Genomic DNA, 16901 nt, shown 5'->3' on the forward strand with positions numbered 1-16901 from the left:
ATTGCACAGGACGATCGACTGGGGCGCTTGCAAAGACTCGCCGAAGAGCGGGGCAACGCCTGCCGAGTCTTCATTGCAGAGGCTTCATTACAAGGGGACGCATTCATGAAAACATTTCTGCTGCTGGGCGGAATCGCGCTGATCGTCATCTACGTGATCTCGATCTACAACAAGCTGGTCAGTCTGAAGGCGCGCTTCGAGAATGCCTTCGCGCAGATAGAGGTACAGCTCAAGCGGCGCTACGACCTGATTCCCAATCTGGTCGAGACGGCCAAGGGCTATCTGAGCCATGAGCGTGGCACCCTGGAAGAAGTGATCAATGCCCGCAACAAGGCAATGGCCGCCTTGAATGCCGCAGCGGCGCACCCCGGCAGCATGGACAAGCTGGCCAGTCTGGCCGGCGCCGAGCAGGGACTGGCGGCGAGTCTGGGCAAGCTGGATGTGGTAGTCGAGGCCTATCCGGAGCTCAAGGCCGACCAGACCATGAGCGACCTGATGGAAGAGCTGACCGCCACCGAGAACCGCGTCGCCTTCGCGCGTCAGGCCTACAACGATGCCGTCACCGACTACAACGTCTATCGCCAGAGCTTCCCGCAGGTGATGTTCGCACCGACCTTCGGTCATCGCAGTGATGCAGGCCTGCTGGCCTTCGATGACAGCGTGAAGATTCGTCAGGCCCCCGATGTCAGCTTCTCATGAGCCGACCGACGGATGCTCCTCTCGCAGCGGTCTTGAGCTGTGATCCTGACTGGATAGATGGCGAGCGCGAATGAATTTCTATCACGAGCAGGACAGCGCGCGTCGTCGAACGCGGCTATTGCTGCTGGCCTTCACGGCCATGTCGCTGGTGGTGTCTCTTGCCGCCGGCGCCGTGGTGCATGTCGCGATCAGCAGTTTCCTGGGGCGCCCGGCTACCACGACGTTTGAATATGTCTGGCCGGTGGCGAGCATCATCTTCCTGTGCAATGCACTGGTCGCGGCGCGTGAGCTGCGGCGTCTGCAGCAGGGCGGTGCGATGGTGGCGGCACGCCTAGGTGGCAAGCTGGTGGATGTCGAGACGCAGGACTCGAGCGAGCGGCGGGCACTGAATGTGGTGGAAGAGATGGCGATCGCCGCCAACCTGCCCACGCCGCAGCTGTTCCTGCTGCCGCATGAGGCGATGATCAATGCTTTCGCGGCGGGCTATCGGCCACAGGATGCGGTGATCGCGCTGAGTCGCGGGGCGTTGGAGCAGCTGGATCGCAACGAGCTGCAGGGCGTGGTCGCTCACGAGTTCGCCCATATCGCCAATGGCGATATTCGTCTCAACCTGCGTCTGGCGAGTGCAGTCCACGGCCTGGTGTTTCTCTCCGAGGCGGGGCGCTTCCTGATGGGGGCAGGACGCATCGGCTTCGTGTTGGGCAGGGCGCGCTCCTCCGGTTCCGACAGGAAAGGCGGCATGCCACAGCTGATGCTGGTGGGTGTGGCGCTGTGGTTGCTCGGCAGTCTCGGCGGGCTGGGAGGGCGACTATTGCAGCGCGGGGTCGCTCGCTCACGCGAATATCTCGCCGATGCCAGTGCGGTGCGCCTGACCCGCTTCCCGGATGGCATCGCCTCGGCCCTCAAGCGTATCGGTGGCATGGGTTGGCAGGGGCGTATCCAGCATCCGCGCGCCATGACCTACAACCATCTCTTCTTCGTCGAAGCGCGCCCGCCATGGCTGACAGGCTGGTTCGACTCGCATCCTCCGCTGGATGAACGCATCAAGCGCTTGGAACCTCGCTGGGACCGGCAGTATCTGAGTGCGCGCCAGCAGCCGGTGCATACCTTCGAGCAGCAGGGCCCCATCGGGGCAGACGTGCTTGGCGGGGTCATGGCGGGTATCGCCGGCGCGGCGGTCATGGGGGAGCTCTCGCGCTCACGAGGAGAACTCGAGAGCCTGACGCTGTCGAGGTTTCTCTGTCCGCAGCTGGTGGTGGCGATGATCGCCCCCTTGGAGCTGACCACGCGTGGTGTCTGGCTCACCGAGCTTGAGCGTCAGCATGACTGGCTGGACGGCAAGCGGGCGCGTGAGGCACGGCGCAGGCTCGAGTCCTTGCCGCGGGTCGAGTGGATCCCCTTGCTCAACCGGTTGATACCGCGCTGGCGGGAAGCGGATGAGCGCGCGCATCGCATGCTCAAGGCGCAGACACCTCCGCAGGACATGTTCGTCTGGTGTCTATGGCAGCTGCTGCTGGAATCACTGGACCCGCGGATTGATCGCAAGAGCGACTCGCTGGCCCTGCAGCAATGCCAGCCGGCCTGTCAGCACTGGCTCGTGCTGATGGTTGGACTCATCGACGATGAAGCACTGCGCAAGGACATCTTCCTGGACGCCAGTGCGGAACTTGGTCTGGCGCTGGAGTATCCGCAGTCGCAGCCGGGTGGGGATAACCCTGCGCTGCGCTGCCGTCATCTCACGCAGCTGGCGCACCTGCGCCCCATGGACAAGCAACGCTGGTTCGCGGCGCTTGCTCAGGTAGTGCATGCCGATCAGACACTGGCCGATGAAGAGTTGGCCTTGCTGACACTCTTGGCGCGCGTCATGCAGCTGCCGGAAGCACGCCTGGAAGCCGCTCTCGAGATGCAGTCGCAGTCTCGTGGCGGATGGCGGGCGCAGCCGGTATCCCGGCCGGCGGAAGGATGACGCCTTGAGTGGCCACGTCCGTGACAGCGTGATGACAATCTCTTGAAAAAGCCCTTGTGCTCAGCCCGGATCGTGCGTAAAGTACGCATCCGCTGCCGGGGACGCATGGCGTTACCAGCGGTGAAAGAGGTTTGCAGGTGATTGTTTTGTTTGATGTTTTTGAAGTCCGCTTCCAAATCATCGATTGACAATCCCGGGCGATTCGCTAGAATACGCCGCACTCCTTACGGAACAGGTGATCGAGCAATGCTCCTCACCGCTGGATGATGCTTAGAGGCAGTCGATTGACTCATCATCAAGTGCTTGACTTCTCAAGCGTTCCGGATAGAATATGCCTCCTCGCTTAACAGCGACGCTCTTTAAAAATTTGATCAGGTAATTCGTGTGAGCGCTTGCCGATGAGTGGTGACAAGGTCACCAAATATCGGAGCAAGCCTCTCACGAGAAGTTTGACTCTGAACCAAGTTTGGTCTGCTTAACAGACTATCAAGCTTTCAACTGAAGAGTTTGATCATGGCTCAGATTGAACGCTGGCGGCAGGCTTAACACATGCAAGTCGAGCGGAAACGATTCTAGCTTGCTAGAAGGCGTCGAGCGGCGGACGGGTGAGTAATGCATGGGAATCTGCCCGATAGTGGGGGACAACCTGGGGAAACTCAGGCTAATACCGCATACGTCCTACGGGAGAAAGCAGGGGATCTTCGGACCTTGCGCTATCGGATGAGCCCATGTCGGATTAGCTTGTTGGTGAGGTAACGGCTCACCAAGGCGACGATCCGTAGCTGGTCTGAGAGGATGATCAGCCACACTGGGACTGAGACACGGCCCAGACTCCTACGGGAGGCAGCAGTGGGGAATATTGGACAATGGGCGAAAGCCTGATCCAGCCATGCCGCGTGTGTGAAGAAGGCCTTCGGGTTGTAAAGCACTTTCAGCGAGGAAGAACGCTTCGGGATTAATACTCCCGAGGAAAGACATCACTCGCAGAAGAAGCACCGGCTAACTCCGTGCCAGCAGCCGCGGTAATACGGAGGGTGCAAGCGTTAATCGGAATTACTGGGCGTAAAGCGCGCGTAGGTGGCTAAGTCAGCCAGGTGTGAAAGCCCCGGGCTCAACCTGGGAACGGCATCTGGAACTGCTTGGCTAGAGTGCAGGAGAGGAAGGTAGAATTCCCGGTGTAGCGGTGAAATGCGTAGAGATCGGGAGGAATACCAGTGGCGAAGGCGGCCTTCTGGACTGACACTGACACTGAGGTGCGAAAGCGTGGGTAGCAAACAGGATTAGATACCCTGGTAGTCCACGCCGTAAACGATGTCAACTAGCCGTTGGGTCCCTTGAGGACTTAGTGGCGCAGCTAACGCAATAAGTTGACCGCCTGGGGAGTACGGCCGCAAGGTTAAAACTCAAATGAATTGACGGGGGCCCGCACAAGCGGTGGAGCATGTGGTTTAATTCGATGCAACGCGAAGAACCTTACCTACCCTTGACATCCAGAGGACTTTCCAGAGATGGATTGGTGCCTTCGGGAACTCTGAGACAGGTGCTGCATGGCTGTCGTCAGCTCGTGTTGTGAAATGTTGGGTTAAGTCCCGTAACGAGCGCAACCCCTATCCTTATTTGCCAGCGAGTAATGTCGGGAACTCTAAGGAGACTGCCGGTGACAAACCGGAGGAAGGTGGGGACGACGTCAAGTCATCATGGCCCTTACGGGTAGGGCTACACACGTGCTACAATGGCAAGTACAAAGGGTTGCAATACGGCGACGTGGAGCCAATCCCATAAAGCTTGCCTCAGTCCGGATTGGAGTCTGCAACTCGACTCCATGAAGTCGGAATCGCTAGTAATCGTGGATCAGAATGCCACGGTGAATACGTTCCCGGGCCTTGTACACACCGCCCGTCACACCATGGGAGTGGACTGCACCAGAAGTGGTTAGCCTAACCTTCGGGAGGGCGATCACCACGGTGTGGTTCATGACTGGGGTGAAGTCGTAACAAGGTAGCCCTAGGGGAACCTGGGGCTGGATCACCTCCTTATCGACACTGTCTACTGCTCGCGGCAAGTGCTCACAACGAATTACCTGATCTTATTGCTGGCTTAGCCGGCAGTGGCAAGCGTGCTCGACAGAGCGCGCTTCTCACTGTTCTCTGAACAGCCGCTCTTTAACAATGTGAATCATGCTGACGATGGAATGTGCGCCAAGCACATCTCCATCAAACGATATGTCGGAGAGGTCCGACAGATTCGTAATCCTTGACAGACCCCTTGGGGTTATATGGTCAAGCGATTAAGCGCATACGGTGGATGCCTTGGCAGCCAGAGGCGATGAAGGACGTGATAGCCTGCGATAAGCGTTGGCGAGGTGGCAAATACCCTGCGACCCAACGATTTCCGAATGGGGAAACCCACTCACCATCAGGTGAGTATCTATAGGCCAATACATAACCTATAGAGGCAAACCCGGGGAACTGAAACATCTAAGTACCCGGAGGAAAAGAAATCAACCGAGATTCCCCAAGTAGCGGCGAGCGAACGGGGACCAGCCCTTAAGCGATACAACTGACAGACGAACAAGCTGGGAAGCTTGACGATACAGGGTGATAGTCCCGTAGTCGAAGTCTGAGTATCGTGAAATCGAGTAGGTCGGGGCACGAGAAACCTTGACTGAACATGGGGGGACCATCCTCCAAGGCTAAATACTCCTGGCTGACCGATAGTGAACCAGTACCGTGAGGGAAAGGCGAAAAGAACCCCGGCGAGGGGAGTGAAATAGATCCTGAAACCGTATGCGTACAAGCAGTGGGAGCACCTTCGTGGTGTGACCGCGTACCTTTTGTATAATGGGTCAGCGACTTATATTCTGTGGCGAGCTTAACCGTATAGGGGAGGCGTAGCGAAAGCGAGTCTTAACTGGGCGACCAGTCGCAGGGTATAGACCCGAAACCGGGCGATCTATCCATGGCCAGGGTGAAGATTGAGTAACATCAATTGGAGGCCCGAACCCAAGTATGTTGAAAAATGCTGGGATGAGCTGTGGATCGGAGTGAAAGGCTAATCAAGCCCGGAGATAGCTGGTTCTCCTCGAAAGCTATTTAGGTAGCGCCTCACGTATCACCGCTGGGGGTAGAGCACTGTTTCGGCTAGGGGGTCATCCCGACTTACCAACCCGAGGCAAACTCCGAATACCAGTGAGTGCAGCGTGGGAGACACACAGCGGGTGCTAACGTCCGTTGTGAAAAGGGAAACAACCCAGACCGTCAGCTAAGGTCCCAAAATCCTGATTAAGTGGGAAACGATGTGGGAAGGCTCAGACAGCTAGGAGGTTGGCTTAGAAGCAGCCATCCTTTAAAGAAAGCGTAATAGCTCACTAGTCGAGTCGGCCTGCGCGGAAGATATAACGGGGCTAAATCAGGTACCGAAGCTACGGGTTCATCCTTATGGATGAGCGGTAGAGGAGCGTCGTGTAAGCCAATGAAGGTGGATTGAGAAGTCTGCTGGAGGTATCACGAGTGCGAATGCTGACATGAGTAACGATAAGGGGAGTGAAAAACTCCCCCGCCGGAAGACCAAGGTTTTCTGTTCTACGTTAATCGGAGCAGAGTGAGTCGGCCCCTAAGGCGAGGCGGAAACGCGTAGTCGATGGGAAACGGGTTAATATTCCCGTACCGGATGTGGTTGCGATGGGGGGACGAAGAAGGCTAGGTGAGCCAGGCGTTGGTTGTCCTGGTGAAAGCATGTAGGCCGAGGAATCAGGCAAATCCGGTTCCTCTGAGGTCGAGATGCGAGACGAACTGACTACGGTCAGGAAGTCATCGATGCCACGCTTCCAGGAAAAGCCTCTAAGCTTCAGATCACATGCGACCGTACCCCAAACCGACACAGGTGGTCAGGTAGAGAATACCAAGGCGCTTGAGAGAACTCGGGTGAAGGAACTAGGCAAAATGGCACCGTAACTTCGGGAGAAGGTGCACCGGTTCGAGTGAAGGACTTGCTCCGTAAGCTCTTACCGGTCGAAGATACCAGGTGGCTGCAACTGTTTATTAAAAACACAGCACTCTGCAAACGCGCAAGCGGACGTATAGGGTGTGACGCCTGCCCGGTGCCGGAAGGTTAATTGATGGGGTTAGGATTCGTCCGAAGCTCTTGATCGAAGCCCCGGTAAACGGCGGCCGTAACTATAACGGTCCTAAGGTAGCGAAATTCCTTGTCGGGTAAGTTCCGACCTGCACGAATGGCGTAATGATGGCCACGCTGTCTCCACCCGAGACTCAGTGAAATTGAAATCGCAGTGAAGATGCTGTGTACCCGCGGCTAGACGGAAAGACCCCGTGAACCTTTACTATAGCTTTACACTGGATGCTGATGTTGTCTGTGTAGGATAGCTGGGAGGCTTTGAAACCGCGTCGCCAGATGCGGTGGAGCCAACCTTGAAATACCAGCCTGACATCATTGGCGTTCTAACTCAGGTCCGTTATCCGGATCGAGGACAGTGTATGGTGGGTAGTTTGACTGGGGCGGTCTCCTCCTAAAGAGTAACGGAGGAGCACGAAGGTACCCTCAGCACGGTTGGAAATCGTGCATTGAGTGCAAGAGCATAAGGGTGCTTGACTGCGAGACAGACACGTCGAGCAGGTACGAAAGTAGGTTCTAGTGATCCGGTGGTTCTGTATGGAAGGGCCATCGCTCAACGGATAAAAGGTACTCCGGGGATAACAGGCTGATACCGCCCAAGAGTTCACATCGACGGCGGTGTTTGGCACCTCGATGTCGGCTCATCACATCCTGGGGCTGAAGTCGGTCCCAAGGGTATGGCTGTTCGCCATTTAAAGTGGTACGCGAGCTGGGTTTAGAACGTCGTGAGACAGTTCGGTCCCTATCTGCCGTGGGCGTCGGAAGTTTGAGAAGAGCTGCTCCTAGTACGAGAGGACCGGAGTGGACGAACCTCTGGTGTTCGGGTTGTCATGCCAATGGCATTGCCCGGTAGCTACGTTCGGACGGGATAACCGCTGAAAGCATCTAAGCGGGAAGCCCCCTTCAAGATGAGACTTCCCTGAGGCCTTGCGCCTCCTGAAGGGCCCTTGAAGACTACAAGGTTGATAGGCTGGGTGTGGAAGCACAGCAATGTGTTGAGCTAACCAGTACTAATTGCCCGTGAGGCTTGACCATATAACACCCAAGGGGTTTGCTTCGGCAAACGCCGGGATTGCGACAGGATCGACGACATATCGGTCAGCATGATTCATATTGCGAGTCGCGAGGCCACAAGCCTCGAGACTCAGGCATCGCAAGATGCCACCGTTTCGCCTGACGACCATAGCGAGCGTGAACCACCCGATCCCATGCCGAACTCGGAAGTGAAACCGCTTAGCGCCGATGGTAGTGTGGAGTTTCTCCATGTGAGAGTAGGTCATCGTCAGGCACTTATACTGAACCGCCCCTGCAGCCCAGCTGCAGGGGCGGTTCTCTTTGCGGGTCAAAAACCGGAAAGCCGGTACCCGTCAGCTGGCAGGCCCGGTGGGCCTGAGTAGCGGCTTCCTCGCTGAGTCAGTCATTGTCGCCATGCTTGTCGTGGACAGGAGCGAGGCGGTAGACTCCCCAGCCTTCCGTTATGGAGATGATGATGCAACCTCAAGAACTGTTGCTGTATTGCCGCCCGGGCTTCGAGGCCGACCTGGCCGCAGAAGTCTGTGAAAAGGCCGCTTATCTGGGCGCCCCGGGTTATCCGATTGCGGCACGCGACAGTGGCTTCGTGCGTTATGTGGTGACAGGTGATGAGCCCGCCAATAGCCTGCATCGTGACATGCCGCTTCAGGCGTTGGTCTTCGCTCGCCAGACACTGGTGGCATTGGAGCCATTGGTCGGCATGTCGCGGGAAAATCGCGTCTCGCCGATTCTGCAGCAGGTGGTCGACGCTGGCTGGAGCTTCGAGGAGATCCGCCACGAGATGCCGGACACCAATGATGGCAAGGCGCTGTCGGGCCTTGGCAAGGCTGTCGGCCGCCCGTTGGAGTCTGCGCTCAAGAAGCGTGGTGCACTGCGTCGCAAGGCCGGTGGACGGGCGCTGCACGTCTTCTGGACGGATGGTGACGAAGTGCAGCTGGGCATGAGCTTTCCTGGCAACCGCAGCGAATATGCCAACGGCATCCGTCATCTGCGTTCGCCGAGCCGTGCCCCCAGTCGCTCCACACTCAAGCTGGAAGAGGCCTGGCATGAGTTCGTGCCGCGCGACCAGTGGGAGCGTCGCATCGCGGTTGGCATGCAGGCAGCGGATCTTGGGGCAGCGCCGGGTGGCTGGACCTTCCAGCTGGTCGAGAAGGGCATGTTCGTGTTCGCCATCGACAATGGCCCCATGAACAAGGATCTGATGGCGACAGGACAGGTAGAGCATCTCAAGGAAGATGGTTTTACCTGGGAGCCACCGCTGCGACTGGACTGGCTGGTCTGTGACATCGTCGACAAGCCCATCCGCGTGACGGAGATGGTCGAGCGCTGGCTGAAGAAGCGCTGGTGCAATGAGGCGGTCTTCAATCTCAAGCTGCCGATGAAGCAGCGCTGGAAGGAAGTCTCCCGCTGTCTCGATTATCTGGCGGCCAGCCTTGAGCGTTCCAATGTCGGTGCCGAGATCCGGTGTCGTCACCTGTACCATGACCGCGAAGAAGTCACCGTGCATGTGCGTATCACGCACTGAGCCACCGGGTTCTCTGGTGCAACCACAAGCCCCCACGGACCGAGCGGTCCGTGGGGGCTTGTCTGTGCGGTGCTGTCAGACCGATGGACGGAGCCTCGCTGAGGGGTGCTGCGCTCGCGAGGCTTGAATCTCTCGCAGGTCAGGTGTGTTCAAGCAACACGATGCGTTCCGGTTGAGAAAGCATCGGCCCCAGACGCGCCATCATGCGTTCGCGCGCGTGACTGCTCGACCACTCCTGCCAGGCTCTTGCGTCTCGCCATGAAGTGATCAATATTCGGTGGCCGGGACGTCCGCTTTCCACCAGATTCTCGCCCGAGATGAAGCCCTGTGCATGCATGGCTTCACGCACGACCTCGCGTGAGGCCTGCTCGTAATCCTGTTCGAGTCCCGGCATGATATGCCGTTCGATCATTACCTTGATCATGCCCGCCTCCCGTCTTCATACATTCTGCCTTGTCAGTGGCAGGACCTCAGGAGTCATTGATGACCGATACCCCCTTGCCCGTTGCCGATGCAGAGCTGGATACCAGCGGTCTGTATTGCCCCGAACCCATCATGATGCTGCACAACAAGGTGCGTGAGCTCGCGAGCGGAGACCTGCTGCGTGTCGTGGCGACCGATCCGGCGACGACACGTGATGTGCCCAAGTTCTGTGCATTTCTTGGGCACACACTGGAGCGCAGTGACGAAACGCCGGATCACTTCCTTTATGACATTCGCATCAGTTGACGCCAGTCGTCTCAGGCTTCGCGGTCGTGCACTTCCACACTGACCTGATCACTCTCGCCGGTCATCATCAGCGCGAGAGCTTCCAGGGTGGCCGGGTCCTGCTCACGAATCTGGTTGGCGACGGCGCGCTGGAAGAAATAGACCACGTCATGACGACTGCGACCGGGGTAGAGGCAGTCATCTCCAGCCAGCACCGGTGTCTGGGTGACGCGTGTCTCATCGACCAGCAGTGCCTCGATGTTGCCATCGCTGTATAGACGCCAGCCGAACACCTGCTTGAGCTGCCACGCAGACTCGCCATTGGTCATGCACAGGGCATGAGTCCCGAGCGTATCCGGTAGCTGCTGCAGCAAGGTGGTCTTCTCCGACACCTCATAGTCGTAATAGGCCGCGGCATGCTCGAGCTCATAGACCTTGTGGTCCGGAGCCAGCATGAAGACCTCGTCGGTTTCCGGGTCTCGGTAGCCGACGAAGTGGCCCTGCTGCGGATCTTCCAGCTCATGGCAGGGCATCAGCCCCTCCATCCATGGCACCAGGCCGACCACTTCACCATCCTCGCGCAGACCCCAGGCCAACACGGGAAGGCTGTAGTAGCTCTCCGGGTCGCTTTCGAGCTGATAGAGCATTTCCAACCCATCGTGTTCCGGCGCAAGCCGGAGAATACGACGTCGTGCACGCATCCTGTCACGCATGACATTCAGGTCGATGACCTTGGCGGAGCGGGGGGAAGAAACTGGTACGCCCATGACGAACCCTCCTCAGCAGCTTGTCGATCGTCCTCGGCGTGTGCGGGTGTGCAAACAGCCGCCGCTTGCAAGATGGCGCACTGCATATGAATGCACTGCCTTGAATAACCATTAGCACAGCCTGAGCCCTGACGGTAACCCCTCCTTGGACGAAATGACCGTCCATGCGCAGATGAAGGATTAAACGCAAACGCCCCGCGACCGGGCAAAAGGCCGGTGGCGGGGCGTCTGAGGCGAGTGCTTGAGCGGGTGGGAAAAGGGATGGAACACTGGCCGCCGTCGGTATCACGAGCTCGCGGCCAGCGTTGGCAGGGGGCTTCGCTCAGCCGGGCAGGCTGCCCTCCTGAATGGCGCGGCGCGCAATGACCCACAGACGCCAGCCAAGCAGCAGAGCCGCCACGGTCAGGCCGGCCACCATGCCAATCCAGTAGCCATAGACACCCATGCTCTCGACAGCCCAGGGCCAGACGGGGAACTGCTCACTGCCCACCCCCAGCAGATGTCCGCCACCAAGACCGATGATCCAGTAGGCGAACATGGTGATCAACATGATGATGCGAGTGTCCTTGAAGCCGCGCAGAGCCCCCGCCATGGCAACCTGCAAGGAGTCGGAGACCTGATAGAGCATCGCCAGCGTGATCAGGGAAAGCGCCAGCGCCTGCACCTTGAGGTTGCTGGTGTAGAGCGCCACGGCAGGCTCTGCCAGTACCCAGATCACCAGGTCATTGATCAGAGCGACCACCAGTGAGAAGGCCACGCCATTCCACGCCACGAAGCGCGCCTCGTTCATGTCACCACGGCCGATGGTATGCCCCACTCGTACGGTGAGTGCCATGGCCAGTGACAGAGGGAGCATGAACAGCAATGAGGTGAAGTTGAGCGCGACCTGGTGGGCTGCCACCTTGATCTCACCGAAGCTTGCCACGAACAGCGCGATGACGGTGAACAGCGTGACCTCGAAGAAGATGGCGATGCCGATCGGCAGACCGACCTTGAGCAGTTCCGAGATCTTCTTGAGCTGAGGCGCGCTGGGTTGGCACCAGAGAGCGACTGCCTGGTAGGCGCTGCTGCGACGGGTGTAGAGAAACATGCTCAGACACATGATCCACATGGCAAGCCCTGTCGCGATACCGCAGCCTGCAGCGCCCATGGCCGGGATATCGCCTAGCAGTCCCGGTAGCGTGATCCCCAGCAAGTCATCCACGCCTGCAGAGCCATAGATCAGCAGGTAGTTGAGCGGAATGTTCGACAACAGGCCGATCAAGCTGATGATCAGCGCCGGACGAGTATGATTCATGCCATCGGAATACGCGCGTAGCACTTGATAGAAGGCGGCGCCCGGCATGCCCCAGGCAATGGCCATCAGATAAAGCGTGGCCTGTTCTGCCACCGCGCCGGGCACCTCCATCAGCGTGAAGATTGGCGCCGCCAGGAACCACAGTGCCAATCCTGACAGACTGCCGAGCACCAATGAGATCCACAGTGACTGGTGAACGTTGTCACGTACCTCACCGCTGCGGTTACCCCCCATCAGCTGTGCCACGACGGGTGTCAGCCCCATCAAGGTGCCAGCCATCAACAGCAGCAGAGGCACCCAGAGGCTGGACCCCACCGAGACGGCTGCCAGGTCCGTCGCGCTGGAGCGACCGGTCATCAGGACATCCACGGCGCTCATGCCTGCCTGAGCCAGCTGAGCACCGCAGATTGGCAGTGCCAGCGTGACCAGACGTGAGGTTTCGGCGCGTACCCGGCTGGCGAATGGCGCCTGAGAAGAGGCTGCAGGCGTGGAGGCGGATGAATGGGAGGGTTCGGCGGGGGGCACGGCAGGCTCCTGCTGGTAATCGAGAATCATTCTTGCTTGGCGCGCCATCCTAGCAGATAAGGCCTGCCTGCGGGGCGCAAGAGAGTGAATTATCAGCGCTTGGTACTCACCTGTCAGGTGGAATGACGTGATACGAACGAGCCACGTACAATGCTCGACATCGTCATGCAGTACCGTCCCTATCTCCGGGTACTGATATCGCTGCTGATTCACACGATCGTCGAGACTTGCCTGTGTTGCTTTCTTCAGAACTTTCCCGCGTGCCTCGCACCCTGTCATCACGTCATGAGGCGTGCAGCGCAGACGGCGATGCCATGCCTGATCATGCCCTGGCGGGGGGGCAGGCCCTGACGGATCAAGAGTCGATGGACCCTGAGCTGACGGCGTTGACTTCCCTCTTCGATGGACTGTTTGCCACGTCTTACAACACCTTGTTGCGGCGCGCCCCCCACGAACCTCTCTATCTGCCCGCCGGCATGACGACGGATGAGGTGCAGGATGGGGTCGCCAGCGGCGACTCTCCAGGCGATGAGCTCGGCTTTCATCGTCTCTATCTGGCGCGCGGCTTCTTCTCCAGCGCTCTGCACGAAGTCAGTCACTGGTGCATCGCGGGCCCTGAGCGACGCCTCAAGGAGGATTACGGTTACTGGTATGCACCGGACGGACGTGATGCACACCAGCAGAAGGCCTTTGAAAGTGTCGAGGTAGCCCCGCAGGCGCTGGAGCAATTGTTCCACCGTGCAGTCGCCAAGCCGTTTCATGTCAGCGTCGATAATCTGGAGCTTGAGGTGGATCGCGATGCCTTCGCACAGCGTGTCGACGAGCGGGCCGCTGAATACGAAAGGTGCGGCCTGCCAGCACGCGCCAATGCCTTCCGACATGCGCTGCACGCTGTCTGGCAGCGCAAGCTTTCACACAAGCAAGCCATCCAGGAGGCGATGACGCTATTGCCTGCCGTCAGGGAGGATGGCCGCGTGGCCTGATGCGCCCGCCATGCCGGCGCAGGACATTGTCTGTTCCGCGCGCCTCGAGATATCCCGCCATGGAATCGCCGGGTTTTCAGGCATGAACTGCTAGCACGGATTGCGAAAACTGCAAGTCAGCGTTGCACGAGCGTTGCGATCGGAAACCCTTTGTGATTAGAATGATTCGCATTGCTACGATCATTCTGCTTCCCCTGCACCAGCAGGCCAGAAGCGGGGACCTTCGAACAGGGGTATTCGATGACAGCTTCCACCACGATTTCTGCATCCTCCGTCCGCAAGCTGCTGCTGGGCGCACTGGCTGGCGTTACCGCCGCCACGGCGCTGCCGGCTCAAGCCCAGGAAGAGGTCAACGTCTATTCCTATCGTCAGGCCTATCTGATCGAGCCGTTCCTCAAGGAGTTCACCGAGGAGACCGGCGTCAAGGTCAATGTGGTCTTCGCCAAGCAGGGCCTGGCCGAGCGTCTCAAGCGGGAAGGGCGCAACACCCCGGCTGACGTGCTGCTGACCGTGGATGTGGGACGTCTGCAGGAGCTGGTCGACGAGGAGCTGGTCAAGAGCGTCAATGATGAGGTCATCGAGGCCAATCTGCCCGAGCAGTACCACGGCCCCGACAATCAGTGGTTCGGCATCACCACGCGCGCACGGGTGCTCTACACCAGTGTCGAGCGTCTCGAGGCCGGTCAGGTGGCAAGCTATGACGACCTGGCGGATCCGAGCCTGAAGGGGCGCGTCTGCTCACGCGCCGGTGATCACCCCTACAACGTCGCGCTGATCGCCTCACGCATCGCGCACAACGGTGAAGAGGCCACGCGTGAGTGGCTGGAAGGCTTCAAGGCCAATCTGGCGCGCAAGCCTCAGGGTGGCGATCGTGATCAGATCAAGGCGATCCGCGACAACGTCTGTGATGTGGCCATCGGCAACAGCTATTACTACGGCAAGATGCTCGACAATGACGAGCAGCGCCCGTGGGCCGAGAAGGCACGTATCGAGTTCCCGGATCAGAACGGCGTCGGCACGCACATGAACATCTCCGGCATGGCGATGACCAAGTATGCGCCGCACGAAGAGAATGCCCTCAAGCTGATGCGCTTCCTCACCGAGAAGACCGCCCAGCACATGTATGCCGAGGTCAACTTCGAGTATCCGGCCAACCCGGAAGCCGAGAGCTCCGAGCTGCTGACCTCATGGGGCGAGTTCAAGCAGGATGACCTGCCGCTGACCGAAGTCGCCAAGCTTCGCAAGCGCGCCGCGCAGATGGTCAATGAAGTCGGCTTCAACCAGTAAGGGCACTCGCCGGAGCCAGAGGCTACCGAGCGAGCTGTCATGAACGAAGAGGGGCTGTCGCGATGCGACAGCCCCTCTTCGTTTGCGCAAAGCATGTAAAATAGACGCAATTGCAGTTGCGGGATAACGAGGACGTCAGATGACCCAGGGCAAGCGGCTGTTGGCTGAGCAAGGTGCGAGCTTTGAAGGAGAGGCGGTGGCCGCCATGAGCGGCACCGGGCGATCGCCGGCCGCCCAGGAAATGGCGCACTACGATGCAGCGGCCATCCGGCGTCGTCAGCGGCGTCTCGGAACCCACATGGGCTGGTTCGTCAGCGCCTGGGGCGTGGCCGCACTGGTGGTCATGCCGGTGCTGGCCGTCGTCTGGCTGGCTGTCTTCGGTGACGATGGCAGTGATCAGGCAGGGGAGGGCATCTGGCCGCATCTCGTCTCCACCGTGCTTCCCGATTACGTCATGACCAGTCTGGCGCTGGTGGCGGGAGTGGCGGTCCTCAGTGGCAGCATGGGGGTCGTCTCGGCCTGGTTGACCACCATGTATCAGTTTCCGCTGCGACGCACCTTCGAGTGGTCGCTGCTGTTGCCGTTCGCGATTCCCGCCAACGTCATCGCCTATATCTATACCGACGTCTTTGAGTATGCCGGCCCCTTCCAGGGCGCGCTGCGTGCCCTGTTTGGCTGGGATTCGCCCCAGGATTACTACTTCCCGGAGATCCGCAGCCTGGGGGGCGCCATCCTGATGCTGTCCCTGGTGCTGTTTCCCTATGTCTTCATGCTGGCACGCTCGGCATTTCTCGATCAGTCGCCTTCACTGCGCGATGCCAGCCGAACGCTGGGCTGCAACGGGTGGCAAAGCTTCTGGCGCGTGGCGCTGCCCAGCGCCCGACCGGCGATTGCCGTCGGCCTTGCACTGGCGATGATGGAGGCGCTCAACGACTTCGGAACAGTGGACTACTTCGCGGTACGCTCGCTGACCGCCGGCATCTTCAATGTCTGGCTCAACATGGGCAGCCTGCGCGGTGCGGCGCAGATCGCGCTGTGCCTGATGATCTTCGTGGTCACGCTGATCTGGCTCGAGCGGCATGCTCGGCGTCGTCAGCGCCAGTTCGGCAAGGGCGATCGCTACCGTCGCTATCAACGTCCGACCCTGACGGGATGGCGGGCATCAGTGGCGTCACTGGCCTGTTTCCTGCCGCTGTTCTTCGGTTTCCTGCTGCCGGTGGGCTTGCTCACGCGGCACGCCATCCTGTATTTCGAGGAATCCTGGACACCGGACTTCGCGGGATATGCCGTGAACAGCCTGATACTGGCGGTGAGCGCTGCGGTACTGACCCTGATCATCGGGGTGCTGCTGGCCTATGCCAAGCGGCTGGATCGCACCGCCAGCGTACAGCAGGCACTCAAGCTTTCGAGTCTGGGCTACGCCATGCCGGGGGCCGTGCTGGGGTTGGGCGTTCTGGTACCGCTATCCGGCTTCGACAATGCACTGGACAGCTTCCTGCGGGCCAATTTCGGCATCTCCAGCGGATTGCTGCTGACGGGGACGATGGGCGCGATCATCATCGCCTATGTGGTGCGCTTCTTGGCGATTGCTGCGGGCTCCATCGAGTCGAGCCTCGACAAGGTCACGCCCTCGATGGACATGGCGGCACGCTCGCTGGGCGAGAACACCTTCTCGACCTTGCGTCGTGTGCATCTGCCGCTGATTCGTCCGGGGCTTCTGACCGCGGCGCTGGTGGTGTTCGTGGATGCCATGAAGGAGCTGCCGGCCACCTTGCTGCTGCGCCCCTTCAACTTCGATACGCTCGCCACTCATGTCTATCAGTACGCCTCCGATGAAATGCTCGAGCAGGCGGCGCTGCCGGCACTGGTGATCGTGCTGGTCGGTATCCTGCCGGTGATCGTGATCTCGCGCACCATCGTCGCCTCACGCAGCGAAGCGTGAACGAGCAAGATCAAGAGCAAGAGAGACGAGAGCCGGCGT

At 59.4% G+C, this 16901-nt stretch carries 10 protein-coding genes and 3 rRNA genes; 10 read left to right on the forward strand and 3 right to left on the reverse strand.

Annotated elements, in window-relative coordinates:
• Positions 1–105: 105 nt before the first annotated feature.
• From AC26AR_RS02860 to rlmM, 6 genes are all read left to right on the forward strand, one after another.
• The gene (locus AC26AR_RS02860; protein ID WP_077379321.1) at positions 106–699 is read left to right on the forward strand and encodes a LemA family protein; all 594 of its coding nucleotides are present in this window, start codon (positions 106–108) and stop codon (positions 697–699) included.
• A 70-nt stretch (positions 700–769) separates the two neighbouring features.
• Positions 770–2665 carry a M48 family metallopeptidase gene (locus tag AC26AR_RS02865; protein ID WP_488107522.1) on the forward strand — a complete coding sequence of 632 codons (1896 nt, stop codon included), beginning with the start codon at positions 770–772 and terminating at the stop codon, positions 2663–2665.
• 495 nt (positions 2666–3160) lie between these two features.
• A 16S ribosomal RNA gene (locus AC26AR_RS02870) occupies positions 3161–4701 on the forward strand.
• Between the two features lie 241 nt (positions 4702–4942).
• Positions 4943–7831, forward strand: a 23S ribosomal RNA gene (locus AC26AR_RS02875).
• A gap of 137 nt (positions 7832–7968) precedes the next feature.
• Positions 7969–8084 (forward strand): 5S ribosomal RNA (gene rrf / locus AC26AR_RS02880).
• The 16S, 23S and 5S rRNA genes sit together here, the layout of an rRNA operon.
• A 195-nt stretch (positions 8085–8279) precedes the next feature.
• Positions 8280–9353, forward strand: coding sequence for a 23S rRNA (cytidine(2498)-2'-O)-methyltransferase RlmM (gene rlmM / locus AC26AR_RS02885; RefSeq protein WP_103751373.1), 1074 nt, complete (start codon positions 8280–8282; stop codon positions 9351–9353).
• 139 nt (positions 9354–9492) lie between these two features.
• Here the strand turns inward: rlmM and AC26AR_RS02890 are convergent, their stop codons facing one another.
• On the reverse strand, positions 9493–9777 hold the full coding sequence (locus tag AC26AR_RS02890) for an antibiotic biosynthesis monooxygenase family protein (protein ID WP_077371336.1): 285 nt from the start codon (positions 9775–9777) through the stop codon (positions 9493–9495).
• Between the two features lie 59 nt (positions 9778–9836).
• Between AC26AR_RS02890 and tusA the strand changes: the two genes are divergently transcribed.
• On the forward strand, positions 9837–10082 hold the full coding sequence (gene tusA, locus AC26AR_RS02895; RefSeq protein WP_077371338.1) for a sulfurtransferase TusA: 246 nt from the start codon (positions 9837–9839) through the stop codon (positions 10080–10082).
• 11 nt (positions 10083–10093) lie between these two features.
• Here the strand turns inward: tusA and AC26AR_RS02900 are convergent, their stop codons facing one another.
• Both AC26AR_RS02900 and AC26AR_RS02905 read right to left on the reverse strand, forming a co-directional pair.
• Positions 10094–10828 carry a hypothetical protein gene (locus tag AC26AR_RS02900; protein ID WP_077371340.1) on the reverse strand — a complete coding sequence of 245 codons (735 nt, stop codon included), beginning with the start codon at positions 10826–10828 and terminating at the stop codon, positions 10094–10096.
• A gap of 322 nt (positions 10829–11150) precedes the next feature.
• The gene (locus tag AC26AR_RS02905) at positions 11151–12554 is read right to left on the reverse strand and encodes an MATE family efflux transporter (protein ID WP_240499759.1); all 1404 of its coding nucleotides are present in this window, start codon (positions 12552–12554) and stop codon (positions 11151–11153) included.
• 461 nt (positions 12555–13015) lie between these two features.
• Here AC26AR_RS02905 and AC26AR_RS02910 point away from each other — a divergent pair, with 461 nt between their 5' ends.
• The 3 genes from AC26AR_RS02910 to AC26AR_RS02920 all read left to right on the forward strand — a co-directional run bounded on the left by AC26AR_RS02910 (position 13016) and on the right by AC26AR_RS02920 (position 16862).
• Positions 13016–13633, forward strand: a complete 618-nt coding sequence (locus AC26AR_RS02910) for an elongation factor P hydroxylase (RefSeq protein WP_488107876.1) — start codon at positions 13016–13018, stop codon at positions 13631–13633.
• Positions 13634–13873: 240 nt separating this feature from the next.
• Positions 13874–14920, forward strand: coding sequence for a Fe(3+) ABC transporter substrate-binding protein (locus AC26AR_RS02915; RefSeq protein ID WP_136938380.1), 1047 nt, complete (start codon positions 13874–13876; stop codon positions 14918–14920).
• 139 nt (positions 14921–15059) lie between these two features.
• On the forward strand, positions 15060–16862 hold the full coding sequence (locus AC26AR_RS02920) for an ABC transporter permease (RefSeq protein ID WP_240499590.1): 1803 nt from the start codon (positions 15060–15062) through the stop codon (positions 16860–16862).
• Positions 16863–16901: the final 39 nt, after the last annotated feature.

Source organism: Cobetia sp. PS-4MA (assembly GCF_057670765.1).